Here is a 24,288-nt window from a genome sequence, read left to right on the forward strand (position 1 = left end):
CAGTTCGATTTTGAGATACAAAGGGTGTAAAAAGCGATTAGGATTTCAGAAAGACAGCGATGTGTATCTGTACACAAGGTGTTTTGTCTAAACCTCGGGCTTTTAGGCCGTGTTCTACTAGTAATATACGGTACCGATAATCTATGTAAAATGGATTAGATGAGTTCAGATAGTAAGTTAAGTATACTAATTTGTAAATAAAGGGGAATCATGAGCCAAATATTTAAAAAATTAACCCCAATAAATGATGCTGATATCGACCAATCGCATATTGATGCAGTTGATTTTTCTATAGAAGATCCTGATGTATTAAATGTCGCTATATCCGGCAATTATGGTTCAGGTAAAAGTAGTTTCATTGAGACTTATAAAAAAAAATACAATAAGAAAAACAAGACCTTTCTGCATATCTCTTTAGCTCACTTTACTTCTGAAGATGAAATTGAAGATAAACAACAAATTAAGCAGAATACGAATAAAGGGGAAAACGATAATGTTTTAGAAGGAAAAATAGTCAATCAATTACTTCATCAGATTGATGCCGATAAAATTCCTCTCACTATCTTTAAATCCAAGCAACACCCTAAAACAAGTCAAATTTTTGGATGGTCTTTTATTGTATCCATTTTTTTACTGGCAATATCAGTCTTATGGAATTTTAAAAACCTTACAAAAACTGTAGGTGAGATTTCTCCTGATTTTTTGTGGTTTAGCCAAGTCAAATTGATAATCATTATAGTTTTGATAATTGATAGTTTAATTCTAATTTATGAATTACTCAGGCTTCAGCTATATCGTAAGTTATTCAAAGTTATATCTTTTAAAGGGACTAATGTTTCGGGGGAAATAGAAATCTTACAGGACTCTGAAGCTTCTTATTTTGATCAGTATCTAGATGATGTTCTTTACTTATTTGATAACTGCCAACATAATATTATTGTTTTCGAGGATATAGATCGGTTTGAGACTAATCTGATTTTTTCAAAACTTAAAGAAATTAATACTCTGGTAAATAGTAAAAGAAAAGCTAGAGGTGAGGGAAATAAGCTTCTCTTTATGTACCTTGTCAAAGATGATATGTTCATTTCTAAAGAGCGGACTAAATTTTTTGATTTTATCATTCCAATTATTCCAACGATAACATCATCAAATTCAAGAGAAAAATTCAGTGAGATTTTAGCTGACTTAGGCTGTGAAAAAGATTTTAAAGGAAGTTTTTTACAAAAAATTTCAATTTATATCGATGATTTGCGTCTAGTGACTAATATTTGTAATGAGTATGTCTTGTATAAAAACAATCTAACAGGAGAAGAAGTTAAAAATAAGCTCAAACTATCGAATGAAAAACTATTTGCAATGGTAGTTTATAAAAATATTTTTCCAAAAGATTTCTCTGAACTTCAAGGTAACTCCGGATTTATTTATAAACTTTTCCAAGAGAAGGATAATTTCAAAAAAGGACAGTTACATGATATAAATGAACAAATTTCAGAGATTAAACAGAAGATTCTAAATGCAGAAAGTGAAGTATTAAATAATGAGTTAGAATTATATTCTTCAATTTTAAAAATTCCTACTAATCGTCCCTTTTTAAAGGTTAATAATAAATTTGAATATCAATTTAATAGTCGTCTTGATTTTATCGCTGAATTGCTAAAAGAGGACGCTGAAATAGAGTCCTATAAAAATTACTCTTCTGTTGGTAATGGATATTATTCAAATAAGGAGACGAAGGAAACAATTTTTAAAATCCCTGATTCGGAACGAGATAACTTTGAGTCTCGACTAGAAAATATTAAAAATAAGGGTTCAATCGAATTATTAAAAAATGAAATAAACGCTCTTCAAAAGAAAAAACAAGAAATTCAGCGCCAAAAGTTGGCTAATTTAATTACAAGAGATAATATAGATAATATCGCTAGTGAAGAAGAATTTAAGTATATCAAAAATAATTCTCAATTTTCCATGATTACATTTTTAATTAGAAACAGCTTTATTGATGAAACTTATCCAGATTATATCACTTATTTCTATCCTAATAGCATGAATAGGGAAGATAAAGAGTTTATTATGGCTGTTCAGGGAGAAGATAATCGACTTCCTTGGGACTACCATCTAACAAATATTACGGAAATTTATAACAATAGAATAGATTCAGAGGATTTTAATCGTGATGAGATTTTGAATTATGATTTATTTGAATATGTCATCTCAGAAGGTAATGAGGAAAGACTAATACCGTACTTTATTGAGAATAGACTAAAATTTCTTATATCTTTTTTTGGTAAGTCGTCGTTGGATAGACAGAAAACTGTTGTCAGTTATATTTTAAATTATAATCCTGACTTAGTTGAGTCACTGCTATCTTCTAAGGATTTTCTGCATACTGGTGGCTTTGCTATGACTCAGTGTATGCTATTTAATGATTTCTTATTATTAAGTCGAAAATTGTCACCGCTACAAAAAAAGCAGCTATCGCAATTCGTTTCCGATTCTTGGAATTTTATTTGGTATGAATTTAAACAAACTGGAGAAGTTGATGATTATATAGATTTAATATTGAATTTAGAACATTTGAATGTAAAAATAAATAAATTTAATTTTGGTTCAGAGTATGGAGATCTTAATGATAAAGTTTATAATAATAACCTTTATCAATTGAATGCTATCAATATCACGAAATTATTATTATATTTGGATTCTTCTTTGAATGAAAATGATATTAAATACCGAAATTTTACTATTATCAATTCTGATAATAAATTTAGTTACCTACTGGATTATGTTAACGAAAATTTGGAAGATTACCTTAAAATTATTGTTGAACAGTCTGACGGTGTGATTAGAGATGATGTAAAATATATCTATGCTATTCTTAATCATGCAAATGTTTCAGATGAGATTAAAGTAGAGTATCTGACTTGTGTTAGTGATAACATTTTAGAATTATCGAAAATTAATAACATATTAATTGGGGACAAAGCAATTGAACTCAATAAAGCAATCTTTAATACTAAAAATATTTTAGACTACTTCATTGAACATGAAGAATGGAATGAAATCTTGATAAATTTTGTAAATTCTAAAGAGAAGCTTAAATTTGATAATAATGCTTTTAAAGAACTATCTAATGAAAATCAGGAAAAATTCTTTGAAAAAACGGTAAAGTGTAACGCTATAGAGAATAAACATTATCGAGTTGTCTTGTCTTCACTCGGCTGGTTTTACAACTCTCTACCAGAAGATCTTGATGATGATAAGATTTATATTTTGATAGAGAGTGGTACTATCTCAAAAGAGTTTGAAGTAACTGTTCTTTCAGATTTAAGAGATAACTATCCCGAAAGTGTTATTAAATATATTCTAAAATATCTAGATGGCTATATTGAAAATATAGATGATTGCTACAATGAAGATGAAATTTTAGAAATCTTGGGACAAAAAATTCCTTTTGAAAAAGCCCAAGTACTAGTCGATAGCTTTAATGCAACTATTAGTGTTAAAGATAAGAATTACAGTTCAGAATTGATAGCATATATTCTAAAAAATAAATTTGATGATGAAGATTTGCCAATGATCTTGAAAGAATATCAAGCATTCGATAAGATTGCTCAGGATGTTATTATACAAAAAGGAACAGAAAATATAAAAGCAATTTTAGACAAATTTTATTCTGTCGAAAAAAATCTGCTTCTATCTTTAATGCAAGATCGTAATATTAACTTAGAAGATAGACGCTTACTTTATAGTAGAAATATCCCACATAATAATGTAGAGAAATTATTTGAAGATCTGCATTTTCTAAATTTATTTGAAGAGTATAATCAAGTTATTCAAGAAGTTAGAGAGCATAATAACCCCAAAATTCTCGCTTTAGAGTACAATAAACATATTCTAGATTTTTTACAAGATAAAGGTTTTTTTAAATCATTTAGGGTAGATTCACATAATGATAATTACTATAGAATTTATAGCTTTAGAAATAGTTAAAAATTGACAAATGTACGGAAAGAGAACTTACATATGACAAACCAAAACATCCCCAAAATCAGATTTAAAGGGTTTGACAATAATTGGGAAACTGGTATTGAACTAAACGATACTATTGAAAAACAATTTAAAGGTAAAGCAAGACAAGAACAACTTAATGAAGGAGTTGTTATGTATCTCGATGCAAATACTTTAAACGGAAATACTCCATTTCTGTCTAATGCTGAGGCTGATACAGATTCTAAAGATATATTAATTATGTGGGATGGCTCAAATGCTGGTAAAGTCTTTACTGGTTTTGAGGGAGCACTAGGCTCAACATTAAAAGGTTACAAAGTAAAAGATGAAAATGATTCTTATTTTATTTTTAATTACCTTGTGAAATATCAGAAAAAGATTTATGAGCAATATCGCACCCCAAATATCCCTCATGTTATAAAAAACTTTACGGAAGTATTCAAAGTTTCTCTCCCTTCCCTCCCCGAACAATCCGCTATCGGTACTCTCTTCCAAACGCTTGACGAGCTGTTATCTGCCTATAAGGATAATTTGGCCAACTATCAAGCCTTTAAGGCGACCATGTTGACCAAGATGTTTCCAAAGGCAGGACAGACCACGCCTGAAATCCGCTTAGATGGGTTTGATGGCGAGTGGGAGGAGAAGAAGTTAGGAGAATTAGCTGAAATCGTTCGTGGTGCTTCTCCTAGACCTATCCAAGATCCAAAATGGTTTGATGGATCATCAGAGGTTGGCTGGTTGCGTATTTCTGATGTTACAAATCAAAATGGAAGAATTTACGATCTTGAGCAACGAATTTCAGAATTAGGTCAAGAGAAAACTAGAGTACTCAAAGAACCGCATTTATTATTGAGTATAGCAGCATCTGTCGGAAAACCAGTGATCAATTATGTGCAGACTGGTGTACACGATGGCTTCCTAATTTTTCTTAATCCAATTTTTGATAAAGAATTCATGTTTCAATGGTTGGAAATGTTCAAAGATGGTTGGAATAAATATGGTCAATCTGGAAGTCAAGTAAACTTAAATAGCGATATTGTAAAGAATCATAAACTAAAAGTACCGACTCTTAACGAACAACATGCCATCGGCGCTTTCTTCGCTAACCTTGACGATTTAATTTCATCTTACCAAGCCAAAATTACTGAGCTTGAAACTTTGAAGAAAAAGCTCTTGCAGGATATGTTTGTATAAGATAGAGAGGAGACCTTAAAATGGTAGTTACAGAATTTCAACGCGAAACTAAGGGAAACAAGCCAGTTATTGCCTTATGTTACGATTTTGATAAAACTTTATCACCAGATGATATGCAGGCACAAGGATATATTCAGACTGTTCAATCTGACGGACAAGATATGGTAGGTGATTTTTGGAGAGAGTCCAATGGTTTAGCAACGGATAATGACATGGATAAAAATCTTGCTTACATGTATACAATGAAAAAAAAGGCTCGTGGGCAACTTTTATTTACTAAGGAAAAATTAGTTGAATATGGTTCAAAAGTTGAGTTATTTTCTGGTGTTGATAACTGGTTTGAGAGAATTCGAAAATATGGTGAAGACAGAGGAATAATTATTGAACACTATATTATTTCTTCAGGTTTGAAAGAAATGATTGAAGGAACCTCGATTGCAAAAAGCTTTAAAGAAATTTATGCTACATCATTCTATTTCGATGATGATGGAGTTGCAGTTTGGCCAGCTCAGGTCGTGAATTATACTAATAAAACTCAATTCTTATTTCGAATTTCTAAGGGGGTGTTAGATGTAAATGATGAAGCAGTTAACGATTCATTTGCTCCAGATGAGATTCGAATACCCTTTAGAAACATGATTTATTTTGGAGACAGTGATACTGATATTCCTTGTATGAAGTTAGTAAACTCTCATGGAGGCTATTCAATTGGAGTTTACAATCCTGACGAGAATGACGAAAGAAAAGCAAAGAATAAGGTTTATAAGATGATAAAAGATAATCGTATTAGTTATTTTGCTTCAGCTGACTACTCTGAAAACAGTGAACTTGATGAACTTGTTAAATTAATCATTGATAAAACAGTATATAATGAAAAACTTTATTCTAAAATGTTTGCTAATAAAAAAGAAGCTATAACACATGTTAGACCCCAAGATGAACAAGAGAAGGCAGATTTAATTGATGCATTAGAAAGCAGCGGTAATTTTAAAAATACCCATAGTGTGATCAGAAAATTATCTAAGTTTACGAACTGGCAGCCTGATGAAATTGAGGATCTTTTTTCTATAGCGAAGATTAACAGTCAAGTTCGATATATTCTTGAAGATAAGGATATTAAGGACTTTTATGAGAAACTCTTCGAGGAAGTTTCACCTAACGATAAGAACGCCATTGAGATTAGAGAGATACTTAATAAAAAGACAGGTGACATCTAAGTATAGGTAAATGAATTCTGATAACGAAATTGGGGATAAATATATGGTATCGGTTACGCAAAGAATTAGTGCAATCAAGCAGCCTAGAGGTGGTTATCTACCTTCAAAAATGTTTGCTGTTCGAGAGTTAACAGATAGTAAAGAACTAAATGAGGTTGAAAATCTTCATGCAGTCCTTATCGGAATCTGTGTTGATTATCTGACAAGATTGATGAATGGTGCTGCCAAAGAAGAGGCTTTTAGGGTTTCTTTGATTGGTGCTATGTTAATTCGAAAGCAAGAGATAGCTGCTAAACTTTTGGATGAAATTACAGGTCTTGATGATTCCTCGATTATTAATGCTTGTCGATTATCTGGTTTTGATGTCGTCTATAGAGCAGGTAGCGCAAGGTACAAGCCTGTTGAGGAGATTAGTCCAGATAAGGCAACTATTGACAATATTCGGATTATGGTTGAGAGGAGTCTGGCATTTCTTGAAGAATTTGGACCAGTTAAAAAAGATGGCTTCACTTTTGAAGGGGGCTATACCGACACTATTGATAGTGGTGATGGGGACTTTTTAACTGAAGATACTTTGTGGGATTTTAAGGTATCTAAGTCTGCTATCAAGAAGGAACAAACGCTTCAGCTACTCGTCTACTATCTTATGGGGATAAATTCGGTTCATGGTGAATTTCAGATGATAGATAAACTGGGAATTTTCAATCCTAGACAAAATAAGATTTACTTGTTGGAAATTGATAGGATTTCTGACGAAACAATTGAGCTAGTTTCCAATGAAGTCATAGGATATTAATCATCTTATTAACTTGACCAGCTGAACAGATCTGCCATTTTCAATAAAACAAGAAAAGGAAAATATAGGTAAAAAATAGTGAAAAATCCGCTCAAAATCCGCTTATTTTGTGAGCGGTGGTTAATGATTTTTAAATCAACAATAATTACAAGAATTAGAAAGACATACACATGGAAGAAACACAAACCTCTGCAGCGCTCTATCAAGCGCTGTGGAACTCAGCGGATATTCTCCGCTCCAAAATGGATGCCAACGATTACAAGTCCTACCTGCTTGGGATGGTTTTTTATAAGTACTTGTCGGACAAGCTCCTTCTCTTTGTAGCAGAGACCATGGACGAAGAAACTGATGATCTGCAGGAGGCGCTTGCCATCTACAGCAAGTATTATGATGATGTCGATATGCACGAAGACTTGATTGAGGTCGTCAAAAATGAGCTCAGCTACGCGATTGAACCCCAGCTAACCTTCACAGCTCTGGTCAACCGTATCAATGACGGAAGCTTCCAGCTGGAAGATTTGGCACAAGGCTTCCGCAATATCGAGCAGGACGATGAGCTCTTTGAAAATCTCTTTGAAGATATTGACCTTTACTCGAAAAAGCTAGGCGCAACACCGCAGAAACAAAATCAAACTATCGCTTCGGTCATGAAAGCTTTGGCTGTCCTTGATGTAGCTGCGCATGCTGGTGATATGCTGGGGGATGCCTATGAATACTTAATCGGCCAGTTTGCGACAGACTCAGGTAAGAAGGCAGGGGAGTTTTACACCCCTCAGCCCGTCGCCAAACTCATGACCAGAATCGCCCTTTTAGGACGCGAAGGCAAGAAAGGTTTTACCCTTTACGACGCCACCATGGGATCGGGTTCGCTCCTGCTCAATGCCAAGAAATACAGCCATGAGCCGAATACCGTTTCTTATTATGGTCAGGAGCTCAATACCTCCACCTACAATCTGGCGCGTATGAATATGATTCTGCATGGGGTGCCGATCGAAAACCAGTATCTCCACAATGCTGATACTTTGGATGATGACTGGCCAACGACAGAGCCGACCAACTTTGATGGCGTTCTGATGAATCCGCCCTACTCAGCTAAGTGGCCAGCAGACAGTGGTTTCTTGCAGGATCCCCGTTTTTCAGCTTTTGGAGCTTTAGCGCCTAAATCCAAGGCAGATTTTGCCTTTTTGCTGCACGGTTATTATCATCTGAAACAAGACGGGGGTGTCATGGCCATCGTCCTACCGCATGGTGTTCTTTTCCGAGGCAATGCTGAAGGGAAAATTAGGAAGCACCTCTTGGAAGAAGGGGCCATTGATACGGTGATTGGCCTGCCGTCAAATATCTTTTTCAACACCAGCATTCCAACTACAGTCATTATTCTCAAGAAAAATCGCACCAACCGTGATGTCTTCTTCATCGATGCCTCCAAGGAATTTGACAAGGGAAAAAATCAAAACCTGATGACAGATGCTCATATCGAGAAGGTTTTAGAGGCTTACAAAAATCGCCAAAATATAGATAAGTTTGCTCATCTGGCCAGCTTTGAAGAGATTAAAGAAAATGACTTCAATCTCAACATCCCCCGTTATGTGGATACCTTTGAAGAGGAAGAAGTGGCACCTCTAGCTGAGATTGTGGCCAATATCAACCGAACCAACCAAGAAATAGCGGACAAGTCTTCTGCACTGATGGATATGCTCGGCCAGCTTAAAGGCACCACACCAGAAGCCAATCAAGATCTCCAAGCACTCCTTAACAACTTTAAAGGCTAAGAACAGATGAAAAAGCAGCTGTCTGTGAACTACAGCGACAGATATCAGCTATAATCTGGAGGAAAATAAATGACTTATTCTTATCAAAACCCATACACCTACTTATCAGGACAGCTCACAGATAAAAAACTAATTCAAGCAGGCTTTACTGAAAACACCTATGACACAGGGACAGTTTCACTGAACTATATCGTCGGACCGAACAAGGGACCGAGTTTGCTGCTTCTTCCTGCTCAAATGGGAATGTGGGAGAGCTACAAAAAAGTCTTGATCCCGCTGTCTCGGCATTTTCATGTCTATGCTGTGGATATCAGAGGACACGGAAAATCAACATGGACACCGGGACATTATTCGTGGAAAATTGTGGGAGCCGATTTAAAAACTTTCATTGAAAATGTGATTCAAGAACCTGTAATCATCAGCGGTAATTCTTCTGGCGGAATATTAGCATTGTGGTGTGCAGCCAATATTCCTGATTGGGTAGCCGCTATTGTCCTGGAGGATGCTCCTGTCTTTTCGGCGGAAATGCCGCGTTTTAAAGAAAAGGACCGATTTGTCTATAACGGCTTGAAACATCTTGTTGAACAGATCGGCACTATTGAAAACAGAGACTTGGCAGACTACTTTAAAGGTATGGAAATACCGGCCTCTGACAAACGGATAAAAAGAATCCCAGACTGGTTTGTCAGCTGGCTTTCCAAAAAAATCAGACGTTTTCAGGATGCTCATCCCAATATGCCGGTAGAAGTTGCCTTCCCAGATAGTTTAAGATTACTGATTAAATCGTTATCCATGTTTGATCCAGATTTTGCCAGAGCCTTTGTCGATGGCCGCTTCTACGATGGCATCAGCCATGCAGAAGCCCTAAAACAGACTGCCTGCCCTATCCTTTTCTTACACGGAGAATGGAAGAGAGATAAGCGTTACGGCTTGATCGGTGCATTAGATGATGATGATATCAAACATCTTACAGAATTGGCACCGCAAACTATTTATAAAAAAATTTCTGCTAATCATGTCATCCATTCTTTTAAACCGAAAACATTTGTTAAAGAAGTAACTGCATTTTACAAAAGTCAAAAAAACTCAAACCAACTCAAAAAGCCTGTGAAATAACATTTCCAGGCTTTTTATGCTGCTTATAGTGAGACTTTATTTGATGGATTTCAGCCTATCAATCTCCCTTTCATAAAACGCAATCTTCTCCACCAGTTTTTCTCTATTTTTCAGCAAGCTATCCATATTGCTATCTAAAACGCCTAAATGAGACTTTAACAGCTCTAATCTGTCAGCATAGGTACGGTCGCCTTCTAAGCGTAAATCAGAATATCTTTTAATTTCCTTAATAGGCATCCCAACTTTTTTCAAGCGTTGAATAAACTGTAACCATCTATAATCTTTCTCATCATAATAGCGTCTGTTCCCTTCATCACGTTTTGGGCTGACCAGACCTTCTTTTTCATAATATCGCAGTGTATGTATACTAAGTTTTGTCAGTTCTGACATTTTGCCAATTGAATAACGCATTTTTTCTCCTTTTGACTTGATCTAGAGTTAACTCTAGGTGCTATCATTAGTATAACGTAAAAAGGAGGAATTGGAAAATGTCAGCCACTTTAAAACAATATGTCTGTATCACTGGAGCCAGCTCCGGCATCGGTTTGGAAGCCGCAAAAGCTTTCGCCGGTCTTGGCTTTCATTTAATCTTAGTCGCAAGACGCCAAAAACAATTAGAAGACCTGAGAAAAGAAGTGCTGCAGCAATACCCTGATTTGGACATTCTTGTAAAAAGCCTTGATTTATCGATTCCAGACAATGCCTATCAGCTGTACAACAGCTTAAAAAGCTTCCATGTCACTGTTTGGATTAACAATGCTGGATTTGGAAATTATGACAGCGTTGCTCATCAAAATCTAGAGAAAATTTCTGCAATGATTCATCTGAATATTGAAGCTTTAACCCTATTATCCAGCCTTTATGTCAGGGATTACCAAGATATTGACAACAGTCAGCTGATCAATATTTCTTCCCGAGGAGGCTATATGTTGGTCGATAATGCTGTTACTTACTGTGCAACAAAATTTTATGTCAGTGCATTTACGGAAGGACTGGCATTAGAAATGAAGAACCGCCATCATAAATTGCAGGCAAAGGTACTTGCTCCTGCTGCAACCAAAACAGAATTCGGGAAAGTGGCCACTGATTCCAGCAGCTACAATTATGATGAACATTTCAAGCAGTATCACTCTGCTAAAGAAATGGCTGATTTCCTCATTCAGCTCTATAAAAGCGATAAAACTGTCGGCCTCGTTGATGTCAAAGATTTCAGCTTCCACCTCAGTCAGCCTCTCTTTAATCATTAAGATTATTGCATATCACGGAGGACTTGCCTCAGTCAACATGATGTCTCGTAAAACAACATCTGGGATTATATGAAACACATAATACTTTTATATACTTTATCCATTGGAACAATTTATTAAGTGCACATATTTTTTAAACTTTTTATATTTTTTTTGATAGTAGCTTACATACTTACTTTGGGGTTTAAGTGGGATCATGGTCAGATAATCGCTGCTAACTGGAGTTTGTAAATATTTATAACCAATAATTATTGAACCATGAACTGACATCACATTTAAATTAAACGTATTGATAACCCTGTTAAATACATTTGCCAATATTAATAACCATAAATCATTTCTTGCTCCGCCACCAACAACATTAATTGATCCTGCCAAGGGGATATTTTGCTCTTCATACAGAAGTTTTAAAGCAAATGCAATCCCTTCAAAAATTGATAATCCCATTTTTTTTGATGAAGCTGTTAAATCTAATTCTTGAAAAGAACCTAAGATATTTCGATTCTTTAAAATGTACTTTTCGCCAGCAAAATATGGTATAAATATAACTTTATTGCTAACAATGTCTTTTTCTGAAATGTCAGATAGTCTTAAATATTCATTATTGCGAGTAATTTCATTTTTCCACCATTCAATTATTTCTCCGCAAGTAGATAGAGAAGTCTGGCTAATAATTTTTAAACCGTTCTCGCTGCCAAATAATATATTTTTTCCAACATTTGACAGGTTTTTTATTTCGCTTAATACTACACCAGAAGTCCCTAAGGAAATAGTTAAATTTGACTTACTAAATTCATTTATAAAGGCCATAGTAGCAGCATTATCTCCTGTACCTACCACCACAGCTACATCATTGTGTAAGTGAAATCTTTTTTTTAATGAGGCACCTAAAAATGAAACCCTTTTATCTGAATTTTTTATTTCTGGAAATATCCTATTTGGGAAACCATAATGTTTTATTATCTTATCAGACCATTTTTTTGTTGCTAAATCCATTAAACATGATGTTGAAGCATCACAATAATCTGTTACAGCCTCACCAGTAAGTATATAGTTAATGTAGTCTTTAACCATACACATCTTAGCAATTTTTTTGTATTCTTCTGTCTTATATTTCTTTAGCCATATTAGATTAGCTAAGGGACTGCCAGTAGAAATTATATTAGCATTTTTTGTCATCCCAAGAGTATTAATCAGAACATCCCTTATTTCGGGAATTTGATTAATTGTTCGTCTGTCATTCCATAATATAGCATTCCTAAAAGTATCACCATCTGAATCAAGAAATACAGTACTATGCATCTGAGCAGTCGTGCAGATAACTTTAATATTATCAGCAAAATCTGAATTAAATATTTTTTCCAACTCATCAAGTATAATTTTTTTCCACACTTTTGGATCCATCTCTACATACCCCTCGCTAGGGTATACTAGATCATATGCTATTGAATTAGCATACACTGTATTTAAAGACGAATCGCTCACTAAAAATTTTACCGATGAAGTCCCTATGTCAAGCCCTAAAACTAATTTTACAGTCATAAAATCACCAAAATTATTTTTGATTAATATTATTTGAAATCGTTACAACACTTTCCGAAACAGCTTTTATAGCTAATTTAGATAATGACTTTACATCAAATGCATTATGATTTTTTTCGTAGGCTTTTCCAAAAGTTGATATGAAAACTTTTCTCAAGTCAGAACCATAGTTTACTTTAATTAAGTTGCTTCCACGAGCTTTTCTAACGTCATCAAAAGGAATTCCTGAACCGCCGTGTAATACTAATGGAACCGTACTCACTGAGGCTATTTCTTTGAGCAGCTCAAAATCAATATTTGGTTCTTTGGCTAAGCCGTGAACATTGCCAACGGATACCGCTAATAGATCACAGTTAGTTTGCTCTAAAAATAAGCCTACATCTTCTGAATTAGTTTTCCCTTCTTTATTCAAAGCCTCAGCCTCTTCTTTTCCACCTATCGCGCCTAACTCCGCTTCAACTGGGATATTAAAGTAATGGCAGTATTCTGTAACTTTCTTTACTTCTTCAATATTTTCTTCAAGTGGTAAATGTGAAGCATCAATCATAATTGAAGTAAAACCGGCATCAATACACGCTTTAACATCATCAAAAGATTTACCATGATCCAGATGCAGTACAATAGGGACATCTACATTTAGATCTTTCATTGCAAACCTGACCATATCAACAATAATTTGAGGACTTGAAAGCTCCAAATTATTCGACGAAATTTGAATATACCCTCCACGCCCGGAATTTTGTAAACCTTTTATGATCCCATATGTTAACTCATAATTAGTTGTATTAAAACACGGCAGTACAATCCCTTTTCCTTTTGCATATTCCATCAATTTGAAACCATTAATTAAATTCATATTATTTTCCTCACATCATTCTAAGCCACTAAAAATTTCTTTTAATAAACTTTCTCTATCTTCATTTTTTGTGAGAACACTGGAAATTCCAGTACCGTCAACACCTAATGAAATCAATCTTCGGACATCATCACCACAAGTAATCCCAGCTCCTTCCATGATTAATATATCTTCATCAACTTTTTTAATCGCATCTATGGTTTTTGCTATATAAGATTCATCACTGGTTTGTCCTGTACTGATTAAATTATATGGTTCACATAAAATAATATCTGGATGCATATGAGCAAGAATTTCGGCTTCTTTTTCAGTATCAGCACAAACAATAGTTATTATACCTAATTCTTTAGCTCGTTTAACCGATAAAACTAATTCTCTGAACTCCATTGGACACTCCATGTGATTCATAAATGTTGCTCCAACACCATAGTATTTTAAACTTTCTAATAATGTTCTGCCCATTCCTCTTCCTGGACCAAACCCATCAGCTGTCTGTGCTGTAACAATAAGATTTTTAGTGTTTTTAACAATTGTTGGCAAATCAATCGCTGGCGCAACAAAGAAAAATGTTGCACTGCTGTCTTTTACAATTTTATCAACTAATTTTGCGAGATTTAATAACTCTTCGCCATATAAATACGCTTTAGGACTAACTGTAAAAAAAGGACTTCTAACTTTTTGTGTCATCTGCTCACCTCTCAATACCAAAGTATAATCTATGAAGAAGTTTCTGAAACTTCTTCATAGATCATGCTATTGTTTTTATTTTCTGTTCCTTTATTTTTTCAGCGCAACCTTGAATTGCTTTAATAAATTTATCTTCATTACTACTATTAATGATTTGATCAATGTTTTTCCCAACAATATCATCTTTCTTTTTGAATTTTGAGAAATTAGTATATCCATACAAATATTTACATTCTGTTATTGTTCCATTATAGTCAGTGACTATAATCATCATTACTTTTCTAAAAATATTAACTTTTTTAACTACGGCCCCCATGAACCTCTCTTTTCCTTTATACATTTTTTTCAAAGTAACAATTTCGTTATTGACTTTTTTAAAATAATAATATGAAGATAAGGCATTTAGACTCCATAACAATAAAAGAAAGAGTAATGCAATAAAAGGGTTACTTAACATGACAAACTCCTTTTATAAACCAAATGAAAATAAATATCCAATTATGACTGCAAAAGGACCAGTTATTAGTTTACTAAATAGAAATGCAGGCACTCCTGCTTCAATAGTTTCCGGTTCGGCTTCCATCAATGTCAAACCAACAGGTACAAAATCAGCACCAACCTGAGCATTAACAGCATACATTGCCGGCAGTGCGTATTGAGGGGGAATAACTCCAGCACCAATTTGGTTACCAACTAATACACTCATGACTTGAGCAAGAATAGCCCCTGGAACAATAAGCGGAGACAAAAATGGGATACTGCATATTAAGGCTAACAGTAACAATCCCCATAAACTTCCAGCTAATGGCGTGAGTACGTTAGCGATAATTTGAGCAAAACCCGTATAATTAATTATCCCAATTAATACTGAGACAAAAAGCATAAATGGAATAATATTTTTTAGCATGTTGTCTACTGTCTCACGCGCTGCAGAATAAATAATGTTAATAGCATTACCTACACCTACACCAATTTTATTGACAATATCCATCACGCTGTTTTTATTTTTTTGTCCTATTTCTGATGCGGCATACTTTTCTCTAGCTTCCTTTGTGATACTTTTTCTTTCAGAAGTTTTATCTGAATTCGAACTATTTTGTGCAGAAACAGTAATTGGCTCATCATCTGCAAGTTCAATATTTTCCTCTTTAACACCTGATACAAAAATCTCTTCTTTAATATACTGTGCTAAAGGGCCGGATGGCCCGCCGCGTTTTACATTGATAGTAGGAATACCTAATTTAGGATAAGTTCCGCATCTAGCAACTCCGGCACAATCAATAACGGCACAAAAAACCTCATCTGTATCAGCCGGAGTAGAAAATTGGTCAACAACTTCAGCTCCGCTTAACTCACCAATTTTTTTCGCAACTGGATTAATACCTCCTGTTGTAACACATAAAACATATTTTCTGTTGCCTGTTGGGGCGACAATTAAAGGACCGCCCCAACCGCCTTCACCTTTACTAACTTTAACTGCATTAGTCATAACTTTTCCTCCAAACAATTATGCTTTTTGACGTTTTTTAAAGAAAATTGCTAACTTTTCAGTAACAATCCCTCGCATTAAAATAACAACAAAACCACTCATCAAAAATCTTAACGCTAATTCACTTGTATTTCCTAGCGATTCATATCCTGATGAAATACCTAGCCAGACAAATAATTCAGAAGCATTTGCATGGGGAAATAGACCAGTGATAGGATGCAGCATTGAAACTGTTGCATCATAAAATCCTGGCTTGTATTCCTCTTCTAAAAATGTCCCAAAAGTATAGCACATGGGATTGGCAAAGAAAAAGCAAGCTAAAAATGGCAGAACAGTATACCGCAGAATTGTATACTTTGTTAACTTTCTCATGAATCTCTGTACTCTATCCTTACCAATAAATTGAATCAGTGCATTAACAGTCAAAATCATTACTGCCACTAAGGGGATTAAATTAGTAATAAAACTTACAAATTGATCAGCAGCAGCCTGAAAAAGTCCTGTAAAGTGATCAGCTAGCGAAATCAAAAAATCCATTTTTTTCTCCTTCCTTTATAAGCAACCAATTTGACATATACAACTATAGATGTTAATATATGAGTATGTACAACTTATCTATAGTATAAATCAACCGTTTTCATTTGTCAATATTTTAAAGGAGGTTTTTATGAATATTTATGAAACAGAAATTTTGTCCATTGGAAATGATGCTTTTTCCTTTTTAAGCGAGAATATGTTAATATTATTTGGAGAGCATGTTCCTCCTGAATTAATGGATTTTTGTTTTAAGATTAAAGTAAATCAAATAACAGGTTCTATTGAACCAGGTATGTCCATGCATTTTGGTGATAAGAGTTATCTGATTACTTCAGTAGGTGATGATGTCCTTGATAATTTAAATAATTTAGGACATGTTACAGTAAAATTCGATAATGCCATTAATGCTGAATTACCTGGGACTATTCATCTAAGAGCAAGCACTGCTCCACTACCACAAGTTGGAGATAAAATTATAATAAATTAGTTATATCTATGTGAGGTTTAATATGAAGCTTAATCGAGAGTCCCTTGTTCCTTTATATGAGCAAATAAAAGATTCAATACGTAAAAACATTCAAAATAACAACTGGAAGAAAGGAACAAAAATCCCGTCCGAAAATTCTTTGATGAAAGATTTAGGAGTAAGTAGGGGTACAATCAGAAAAGCTATCTTAGAGCTTGTTGATGAAGGAGTTCTCGTTCAAAAACAAGGGTTGGGGACTTTTGCCTCAAGCGAGAATTTTGCTATTCCTTTAACAGAAGGTTTGCATTCTTTCTATGAACATATGAAATCTCAAAATATTTCTTTTGAAACAACTATATTAAATAAAGAAATACAAGTAGCCAATGATGAAATCATCCGTTTAATGAAACTTAAACCTGGATCAGCTGTATTTTTCTTAGAAAGAATACGTACAATTGATGATGAAGTCGTTATGCTAATTCAAAATTATATAAACTTACTGCTTGCACCCAATATCATGTCTGAAGATTTCATTAACAATGGCTTATTTAATATTATTGAGCGTCAAACAAAAAAACGTGTTGCTTATAGTGAAACACGTTTTGCTGCAGTAGAATCAAATCAAATTCAATCTAAGCACTTTAAAATTAAATTAGGCAGCCCTTTGCTTTTTCAAGAACAATTAGTCCATTTAGATGATACTTCCATTGTTGAGTTAGGACGAGTATGGTTAAAATCTAATAGATTTTACATTGGAACTACAATGAGAAGAACGTACTAATTGAGACTGGGCAAAAGTCCCAGCTTCAATACTCCTATAAATTTAGCCTTCAGTCTATTACCTTTCAATTTAAATACTGTTATAGTCTTTATGATGGGAAGGAGGGCTTATCTTTTTCTGCATAATAAAACAGCCACCCTATCCAACTGTGAGTTGATGGAAATTATGATTAACGGGTGGTGTTTTATTTGTTTCGCGGAGCGAGACGGACTAAAAGTCATACAATAAGGAAAAACGTGATTTGTTCGAAATCACGTTTTTCCAATCTCTTTTATATCCACTTTTAAGCCGATTCATCTATTCGTTTTAAAATAGATGTTGTAGTAGAGATACAGGCTAAAAAGCAACAGCGGAATGCCTCCCAGTAATCCTATCGGCAGCGGGCCGAAAATTAAATCATCCTTGAAAGCAGCGTTCAAAAAGTACAGGCCAAATACAGCCGCATTGGCTGAACCGTGCATAAGAGAAGGTCCCCAAATACTTCCAGTCCTGACAAAAATCCAGTCAAGCAGAATCCCAAAACAAACAGTAAAAACCAGAAATAAAAGACCGCCCAGAACAGGATAGCCCCAGTAATCTGTTCCGTATTCATAGCCAAAAAGCATTATCGGCCAATGCCACACTCCCCAAATCAGTCCTGAATAAATGATCCCCTTTTTAGGCCCGTATTTTTCTTTCAGATAAGTATGCATGAAACCGCGCCAGCCCACTTCTTCACCTAGTGCAAATAACATATTAATAAATGGTGCATAGGTCATTGCAGATATAACCGACAGATAAGCCAGAACCTGCGGCGTCAGACCTTGAGCTTTTAAATCTGCCGACTGCTCACCGGTGTACTGGGACATAAGGTATGAAGCATTGCTGTCGAAGGCCTGCGGTTTGATGAGAAAGTAGATTGCTGCCCCTAAGACTGCTAAGATAACCGGTAAAAACCAGGCTGTTAAGAAAAACAGCCATTTTTTGTCCTTTAAATGAATCTGCCAGCCCATATCTTTTAAAGGCATCTTAGCCGTCAGCACCCCCAAAAAAGGGCTGTACATAGCAAGGAGCAAAAGAACAGTATAAAACAAATTAGCGCCGCTGCTTTGATAAAAGAATCCTGCACATATTTGCAAGATCCAGGCCGGTACAAAAGCTGAAAATAAATAGATATGAAATGCTTTCGTTTTATTCATTGCTGCCCCCTTTCTTCAAACGGTTCAGTCTAAAGGAATAGACAGCCGGAACTAAAACCATGACAGCCAGCAGCACTGCCAGTACATAAGGGAAAAGAATCTGTATAAAACCTTCCACAAAAATCATAAAACCGCAGATCACCCAGATTTTTCCAGCCAATCGATGTGTTTTATTCCAATTTTCCTCATCATCTAAGGTCCACGGCAGTCTGATGCCGATAGAATAATTTTGCCTCATTTTAGGCATATAATTACCGAAACCCATAGCTAAACAGCCCAGCAGCAAGCCTGATAAAAGCATTGGATTGAGCAGCAAGCCAAAAAAAGGACTGTAAATCGCAGCCATCACCCAAAGAGATACCAAAGGAACAATCCAGTAAATGAGCGAAGCTATTTTAGGACTGATATTTCTAGATTTGGGATCATAAGATGTGAGATAAAGGCAAAGAAGATGGAGCCCTAGAAGAAAAAGAGGCAGACCAAAGACAGTGATTGTTTTGCTGGTAAAACCGTTGGCATTGCCGTTAAAATCAAAATGAGTCGCTATAGTATCAGGCAGCTGCGGCCAGTAAACAATACCCACCAATACCGGCAACAGAATAACAAAGGATGTCAGAATTACTTTTTCTTTATTGATTTTCATCATTGCTGCCCCCCTTTAAATCAATTAACCAGGCCATCACATCTTCTAAAACAGATGTGTTTAACTCATAATAGATAAAGTTCTTTTCTTTCGTCTCTTGCACCAAGTCAGCTTTTTTCAAAATACTGAGGTGATGGGAGATTGTGGCACCTGCCAGATCAAAGTGACTGGATATGTCCCCTGCCGACAGTCTGCCCGCTTTCAAAAGCTCCAAAATGTCTCGTCTGATAGGATTTGACAAAGCTTTGAACGTTGTTGCAAAGCGCATCTCTCCCCTCCTTATCAAGATACAAAGGCCGTTAAGAAATCCGTATGAAAATAGGGAAAGACGAGCGATAACTTGCATCGCGACGGACTTCATCTTTTTCACTAGGATTTTAGGCCGTGTTCAATTCTCAAGTTATTTCGAAAATTTTCTAAATAGATTATAGTCTTCTTGTGGTATTTTGTCAATACACAGTCCTCAAAATTTTAACTGAGACAGCCGAGAAAAGCGACAGCTTTCTCAATAAAATAATACAGCACCCCTTAGAACAGATAAAAATCCATTCTTCGTGGCGCTGCATAAAGTTAGCTGCTTTTATATCTTATTTGTAAATATAGGTTCAGGAATCTCTTGGGCAACAGGACACAAATAACCTTATCTTTTAAAAACAGCAAAAGCACTCGTGTTGCAATACGTGCGAGTTTGGGACAGATAAAACAATAAGTAGCATTCCCCCCTACTGTTTCCAGCATTGCCCGCTAAATCCCCCCAGCCAGCTCCACAAACACCTTCCAGATAAAAGTAATTATCCAATAAAAATGTGAAAGCCGCTATCAATCATTAGACTAATTTTTCCACCATCACAGTCAATATGATACTGAGCATCAAAGTTAACAAGGGAGTGACAATCTAGTAAAAACTGCTTTGGAATAGGTGAAATCGAAAGTGTAAAGGGGAATAGAAAATACTAAAGCTTGACTTAAAAACTTTTCCCCAGCCATTATTTTAAACCTTTAAACGAGTCCACCTTAATCTGTTTAATGTTAATCCCCTTATCTTCAAGAAGAAACGCCTTCATCGCTTCAACATCATCAGGCTGACCAGCTAAGAGGTAGATAGCCTTACTGCCATATTTCTCTGCAGCCTTTCCTAACTCATCTTTACTTTGAGAAAAGCTAGCACTGGTTTCATAGCTAAATTGGGAGACTTGTCTGGCTAATGCTGCTAGTTCTTCATCAAAAACAGTAACGCCCTTATCCAGATGGTTCAAGGTAATCGTGCGCCGACCGGCCCATTGTCCGGCAATCGGTCGCAAAGCTGAGATACCAACATCAGATGCGAAGCAAACCAGCGGTTCTTGCCCGTCTCCAACTGGCAAATGTGAATCTTGCCAGCTCATCTCAACTTTTGCACCAACTGGCAGACTGGTTAAAGTTGTCTTATAAAGGCTGCCGCTGTTGTGCGTTAAAATAAGAATTTCGCTTTCATCACTATTAGAAGCGATTGTCAGCCAGCGAGTTTTTTGTCCACTTTCGTTAACTTCAGGTAATTCAAACTTAGCAAAGGAACCAGCTTCCCAAGCCATATCCTCAGGTTTTGTTAGGTGAATAAGATAAATATCTCCGCTGGGATTCTCAATGGATTTGACTGATAACGATTGACTTCGTCCAAGAAAAGCAATAACGCCCCAAGTAATTAGGCAGCCAACAAATCCTACTGAAAGAATAGATACGACAATAGTTATCATTTTAGAACGTCCTTTCATGTTTTTCTCCTTAAAAATATCTGCTAATCCCACAATTTAAAAGACAGCCAAACAGCAAGAGCAAGGATAGGGATAAAGCCAATTATTTTAACAACGAAATCAACTTCTGTAAAACTGCAAAGATAAAGTATAAGCATTACTGCTGCCAGCCAGATGCCTGACATTTTACAAATAGACGGCAGATAAGAAATCATACAAAGACCGACAGCAAGCAAGACAATCCCTCCAGCTGTAAAGCTCATGAAATCGGGGAAGGTTAAATCAATGGGAAATAATGTTGCCCCCCAAATGACAACTAAAATTCCTATGACTGCACAAGAAATTCCTATCATTGTTAAGCCGCTCATTTTCTTTTTTCCTTGTTTATTCATATAAAAACCTCCTTTGTATTGAGTGAATATTTTTTATTATTCATTCATTTTTTCTTGAAAATAAAGGGCTGACACCCTCTATTCAAAAAGTCCTTTAACAAAATAAGTTGCCAAAAACTCAATTGTTCTGCTGATATTTGGAAAATCAACTTCTGTGATATGCGTATCCATGTAGTAGAAAAGCTGATAAACCTGTAATATTTCTTGGATTTTATCTGACGAGAACCCCTCTGCGCTCATTCTTGCACTGAATGTTTCAAGTAAAAACAGATGAAAAGGATCGCTGTCTTTGTTTTTCTCCGAGGAATAATGAGCATGCAGATAAGATGAAATGGCTGGATTATACCACTCTGACAATATTTTATTAAACGAAATCAGACTGCGTAACTTTTCAAACAGCTGGCTAACCAGATGAACTGCATCGCCCTCCCAGTCAATCTCCCGCATAAGTTTCTGGCGAATACGATTATTTTCCTCAGTATAAACAGCCAGAAAAATAGCTTCCTTAGAATCATAATAATTATAAAAAGACCCGACAGCAACCCCAGCCTGCTTGGCAATTTCAGAAATCCCTGTTGCTTTATAACCTTTTTTGGAAAAAATATCATAAGCTGCTGACTTCAATTTTTGTTTCTTATTTTCCGGCATTTTGAACTCCCTTTTAAAAATAAATGAATGAATATTTTTATCTGTTCATTCATATTTTATAATAGCTGTCTGCAGATGTCAAGTAAAACTTGCACCCTCTTCTAATCCAGTTCAAAATAAATCGGTTATCAGATACAAACAGTCAGAAACAACACGTTTACCCGTCATACATAAAAAATCTGAAGCCTTGTGCCTCAGATTTTAGAAGAAACTGTCAAAAGTTTACTGAGTACAGAGTACTAAGAATGATACTCTGAAAACGTTGCTTTAGTGTCCCTTCCTCTTTTGCTGTTTTAACTGATATTTGCGTCTCTTTTCTGCCTCACGCTGCTGTCTGCTGCGTATTCTGCTTTCTTTCTTCAGATTTTCATGCATTTCCTGCATAGCAGTCTGAGCCTTTGTTGAGACAGCAGGCTTATTTCTTGCCCTGCTTATTTCTCTCTGCAGGCGTTTAGGATTCTTCTTCCCGCTGCCTGTTTCAGAAAGATGCTGACGTCCAGAAAGATGCTCATACCAACTGATCATTCTCCCTAAGGTTACTGACGTTTTTTAACGCTTGCAGACTACCAACTGCAATGTGTTTTTATGCTGCCATTATTATAACATTTCAATAGGCAAAAAACTGCCATTATTCGTTATTGCTGAATCGTGTATCGTGCTTCTTCTTCCATTCTTTAATATAGTCTAAGCGCTGTTTAATTTTTGCTTCCCTGCCCTCTTGGGTAGGTTTATAGTAAACATGATCTTCAATGCTTTCAGGACGTGTCGGCATAGTGGTCAGTTTATCCTCATAAAAATGTGCTAATTGATAACCTTTTCCATAACCTGCTTCTTTCATCAAACTGGTGCTGGCATTTCGTAAATGCAAGGGCACCGGTTCGTCAATAGTTGCTTTAATATCCTTTTTAACTGCCATTCGAGCTTTGTAGACAGCATTGGATTTTGGAGCCAAAGACAGGTAAATCACGCACTGGGTCAGATGGACATCACATTCTGGCAAACCGATATATCGGCAGGCCTGAAAAGTATTGACAGCTAAATTTAAAGCACTGTTGTCAGCTAGACCGATGTCTTCGCTGGCGAAGCGTATTAAGCGGCGCGCAATATAAACAGGATCCTCACCGCCGTCAATCATTCGGCCCAGCCAATAAATAGCAGAGTCTGCATCACTGTTACGCATGGATTTATGCAAGGCAGAAATAATATTATAATGTTCTTCGCCATCTTTGTCGTAATAGGCCGTTTTTTTATCCAGCAGCTCCTCAAGCAAATCACCTGATATGACAACGCGGTTCCCCGACCTATCGCTATTAATAACCAGCATCTCTAAGGTATTAAGAGCCGTTCTGGCATCACCGTTAGAATAAACTGCAATTTGCTTTAAGAGCTGAGGTGCTATTTCAATATTCAAATCTGGAAAAGCCTGAGGAGATTTTAGCACCTTTTCCAGCAGCTCACTAATATCGGCTGCTTCCAGCTGTTTAAGGATAAAAACGCGTGTTCGTGACAGCAAAGCAGAATTAACCTCAAAAGAAGGATTTTCGGTTGTGGCACCAATCAAAATAATACTCCCTTTTTCAACATAAGGGAGAAAAGCATCCTGCTGTGCCTTATTAAAACGATGAATTTCATCAATAAAAACAATGGTCCTCTCCCCCAGCAGACGATGCTCTTCCGCCTCATTCATAATCTTGCGGATCTCCTTGATGCCATGCATAACTGCACTAAAGGTGATAAACCGTGATTTTGTTTTTTTAGCAATAATTTCTGCAAGGGTTGTTTTGCCGACCCCAGGCGGACCCCAAAAAATCATAGAAGACACCTGATCTTTATCAATCATTTCACGCAAAAATTTCTTTTCCCCTATCAGATGTTTCTGACCGACAAAATCTTCTAAACTTGTCGGGCGCACTCGGCTGGCTAAAGGAGCAGCCATAGTCATTTCTTGATCAAAAAGCGATGTTTCTTGCATTTTTGCCTCCTTTGTCT

Annotated in this window: 24 protein-coding genes; 9 read left to right on the plus strand and 15 right to left on the minus strand. The window is 35.8% G+C overall.

Annotated elements, in window-relative coordinates; genetic code table 11:
* Positions 1-210: 210 nt before the first annotated feature.
* The 6 genes from DDV21_RS11405 to DDV21_RS11430 all read left to right on the plus strand — a co-directional run bounded on the left by DDV21_RS11405 (position 211) and on the right by DDV21_RS11430 (position 10,103).
* The gene (locus DDV21_RS11405; RefSeq protein WP_116878289.1) at positions 211-3,990 is read left to right on the plus strand and encodes a YobI family P-loop NTPase; all 3,780 of its coding nucleotides are present in this window, start codon (positions 211-213) and stop codon (positions 3,988-3,990) included.
* Positions 3,991-4,023: 33 nt separating this feature from the next.
* Positions 4,024-5,202 carry a restriction endonuclease subunit S gene (locus tag DDV21_RS11410; protein ID WP_116878288.1) on the plus strand — a complete coding sequence of 393 codons (1,179 nt, stop codon included), beginning with the start codon at positions 4,024-4,026 and terminating at the stop codon, positions 5,200-5,202.
* A gap of 20 nt (positions 5,203-5,222) precedes the next feature.
* Positions 5,223-6,419 carry an HAD family hydrolase gene (locus tag DDV21_RS11415; protein ID WP_116878287.1) on the plus strand — a complete coding sequence of 399 codons (1,197 nt, stop codon included), beginning with the start codon at positions 5,223-5,225 and terminating at the stop codon, positions 6,417-6,419.
* A gap of 43 nt (positions 6,420-6,462) precedes the next feature.
* On the plus strand, positions 6,463-7,215 hold the full coding sequence (locus DDV21_RS11420; protein ID WP_116878294.1) for a hypothetical protein: 753 nt from the start codon (positions 6,463-6,465) through the stop codon (positions 7,213-7,215).
* A 170-nt stretch (positions 7,216-7,385) separates the two neighbouring features.
* Positions 7,386-8,987, plus strand: a complete 1,602-nt coding sequence (locus tag DDV21_RS11425; RefSeq protein ID WP_116878286.1) for a type I restriction-modification system subunit M — start codon at positions 7,386-7,388, stop codon at positions 8,985-8,987.
* 69 nt (positions 8,988-9,056) lie between these two features.
* Positions 9,057-10,103 (plus strand): alpha/beta fold hydrolase, encoded by a 1,047-nt coding sequence (locus DDV21_RS11430; RefSeq protein ID WP_116878285.1) that lies wholly within the window; start codon positions 9,057-9,059, stop codon positions 10,101-10,103.
* A gap of 36 nt (positions 10,104-10,139) precedes the next feature.
* Here DDV21_RS11430 and DDV21_RS11435 read toward each other — a convergent pair whose 3' ends face one another.
* Positions 10,140-10,514 carry a MerR family transcriptional regulator gene (locus tag DDV21_RS11435; RefSeq protein ID WP_116878284.1) on the minus strand — a complete coding sequence of 125 codons (375 nt, stop codon included), beginning with the start codon at positions 10,512-10,514 and terminating at the stop codon, positions 10,140-10,142.
* Between the two features lie 77 nt (positions 10,515-10,591).
* Between DDV21_RS11435 and DDV21_RS11440 the strand changes: the two genes are divergently transcribed.
* Positions 10,592-11,350, plus strand: a complete 759-nt coding sequence (locus tag DDV21_RS11440) for an SDR family NAD(P)-dependent oxidoreductase (protein ID WP_116878283.1) — start codon at positions 10,592-10,594, stop codon at positions 11,348-11,350.
* A 96-nt stretch (positions 11,351-11,446) separates the two neighbouring features.
* Here the strand turns inward: DDV21_RS11440 and DDV21_RS11445 are convergent, their stop codons facing one another.
* The 6 genes from DDV21_RS11445 to srlA all read right to left on the minus strand — a co-directional run bounded on the left by DDV21_RS11445 (position 11,447) and on the right by srlA (position 16,461).
* The gene (locus DDV21_RS11445) at positions 11,447-12,892 is read right to left on the minus strand and encodes an FGGY family carbohydrate kinase (RefSeq protein ID WP_116878282.1); all 1,446 of its coding nucleotides are present in this window, start codon (positions 12,890-12,892) and stop codon (positions 11,447-11,449) included.
* Positions 12,893-12,905: 13 nt separating this feature from the next.
* Entirely contained in the window at positions 12,906-13,748 is an 843-nt protein-coding gene (locus DDV21_RS11450; RefSeq protein WP_116878281.1) for a class II aldolase, read from the minus strand.
* 15 nt (positions 13,749-13,763) lie between these two features.
* Positions 13,764-14,435 carry a triose-phosphate isomerase gene (locus tag DDV21_RS11455; protein ID WP_116878280.1) on the minus strand — a complete coding sequence of 224 codons (672 nt, stop codon included), beginning with the start codon at positions 14,433-14,435 and terminating at the stop codon, positions 13,764-13,766.
* Between the two features lie 61 nt (positions 14,436-14,496).
* Positions 14,497-14,892 (minus strand): transcriptional regulator GutM, encoded by a 396-nt coding sequence (locus DDV21_RS11460; RefSeq protein ID WP_116878279.1) that lies wholly within the window; start codon positions 14,890-14,892, stop codon positions 14,497-14,499.
* 12 nt (positions 14,893-14,904) lie between these two features.
* Positions 14,905-15,924, minus strand: coding sequence for a PTS glucitol/sorbitol transporter subunit IIB (srlE, locus tag DDV21_RS11465; RefSeq protein WP_116878278.1), 1,020 nt, complete (start codon positions 15,922-15,924; stop codon positions 14,905-14,907).
* An 18-nt stretch (positions 15,925-15,942) separates the two neighbouring features.
* Positions 15,943-16,461 carry a PTS glucitol/sorbitol transporter subunit IIC gene (gene srlA / locus DDV21_RS11470; RefSeq protein WP_116878277.1) on the minus strand — a complete coding sequence of 173 codons (519 nt, stop codon included), beginning with the start codon at positions 16,459-16,461 and terminating at the stop codon, positions 15,943-15,945.
* Positions 16,462-16,591: 130 nt separating this feature from the next.
* Here srlA and DDV21_RS11475 point away from each other — a divergent pair, with 130 nt between their 5' ends.
* Together DDV21_RS11475 and DDV21_RS11480 are read left to right on the plus strand one after the other, a co-directional pair.
* Positions 16,592-16,948 (plus strand): PTS glucitol/sorbitol transporter subunit IIA, encoded by a 357-nt coding sequence (locus DDV21_RS11475; RefSeq protein ID WP_116878276.1) that lies wholly within the window; start codon positions 16,592-16,594, stop codon positions 16,946-16,948.
* A 22-nt stretch (positions 16,949-16,970) separates the two neighbouring features.
* On the plus strand, positions 16,971-17,708 hold the full coding sequence (locus DDV21_RS11480; RefSeq protein WP_116878275.1) for a GntR family transcriptional regulator: 738 nt from the start codon (positions 16,971-16,973) through the stop codon (positions 17,706-17,708).
* A gap of 293 nt (positions 17,709-18,001) precedes the next feature.
* Here DDV21_RS11480 and DDV21_RS11485 read toward each other — a convergent pair whose 3' ends face one another.
* From DDV21_RS11485 to DDV21_RS11520, 8 genes are all read right to left on the minus strand, one after another.
* Positions 18,002-18,886: a CPBP family intramembrane glutamic endopeptidase gene (locus DDV21_RS11485; protein WP_116878274.1), complete on the minus strand. Its 885-nt coding sequence runs from the start codon at positions 18,884-18,886 to the stop codon at positions 18,002-18,004.
* Positions 18,879-19,529, minus strand: coding sequence for an SdpI family protein (locus DDV21_RS11490; RefSeq protein ID WP_116878293.1), 651 nt, complete (start codon positions 19,527-19,529; stop codon positions 18,879-18,881). The genes DDV21_RS11485 and DDV21_RS11490 overlap by 8 nt, the downstream gene beginning before the upstream one ends.
* The gene (locus DDV21_RS11495; protein ID WP_116878273.1) at positions 19,516-19,797 is read right to left on the minus strand and encodes an autorepressor SdpR family transcription factor; all 282 of its coding nucleotides are present in this window, start codon (positions 19,795-19,797) and stop codon (positions 19,516-19,518) included. Before DDV21_RS11495 ends, DDV21_RS11490 begins: the two co-directional genes overlap by 14 nt.
* A gap of 718 nt (positions 19,798-20,515) precedes the next feature.
* Positions 20,516-21,280, minus strand: coding sequence for a ferredoxin reductase domain-containing protein (locus tag DDV21_RS11500; RefSeq protein ID WP_116878272.1), 765 nt, complete (start codon positions 21,278-21,280; stop codon positions 20,516-20,518).
* A gap of 23 nt (positions 21,281-21,303) precedes the next feature.
* Entirely contained in the window at positions 21,304-21,627 is a 324-nt protein-coding gene (locus DDV21_RS11505; protein ID WP_181963482.1) for a hypothetical protein, read from the minus strand.
* Positions 21,628-21,729: 102 nt separating this feature from the next.
* Positions 21,730-22,299: a TetR/AcrR family transcriptional regulator gene (locus DDV21_RS11510; protein WP_116878270.1), complete on the minus strand. Its 570-nt coding sequence runs from the start codon at positions 22,297-22,299 to the stop codon at positions 21,730-21,732.
* 267 nt (positions 22,300-22,566) lie between these two features.
* Positions 22,567-22,824: a DUF2992 family protein gene (locus DDV21_RS11515; RefSeq protein WP_116878269.1), complete on the minus strand. Its 258-nt coding sequence runs from the start codon at positions 22,822-22,824 to the stop codon at positions 22,567-22,569.
* Between the two features lie 103 nt (positions 22,825-22,927).
* The gene (locus DDV21_RS11520) at positions 22,928-24,271 is read right to left on the minus strand and encodes a replication-associated recombination protein A (RefSeq protein ID WP_116878268.1); all 1,344 of its coding nucleotides are present in this window, start codon (positions 24,269-24,271) and stop codon (positions 22,928-22,930) included.
* Between the last annotated feature and the right edge of the window lie 17 nt (positions 24,272-24,288).

It is taken from the genome of Streptococcus chenjunshii (assembly GCF_003086355.1).
GTDB lineage: Bacteria > Bacillota > Bacilli > Lactobacillales > Streptococcaceae > Streptococcus > Streptococcus chenjunshii.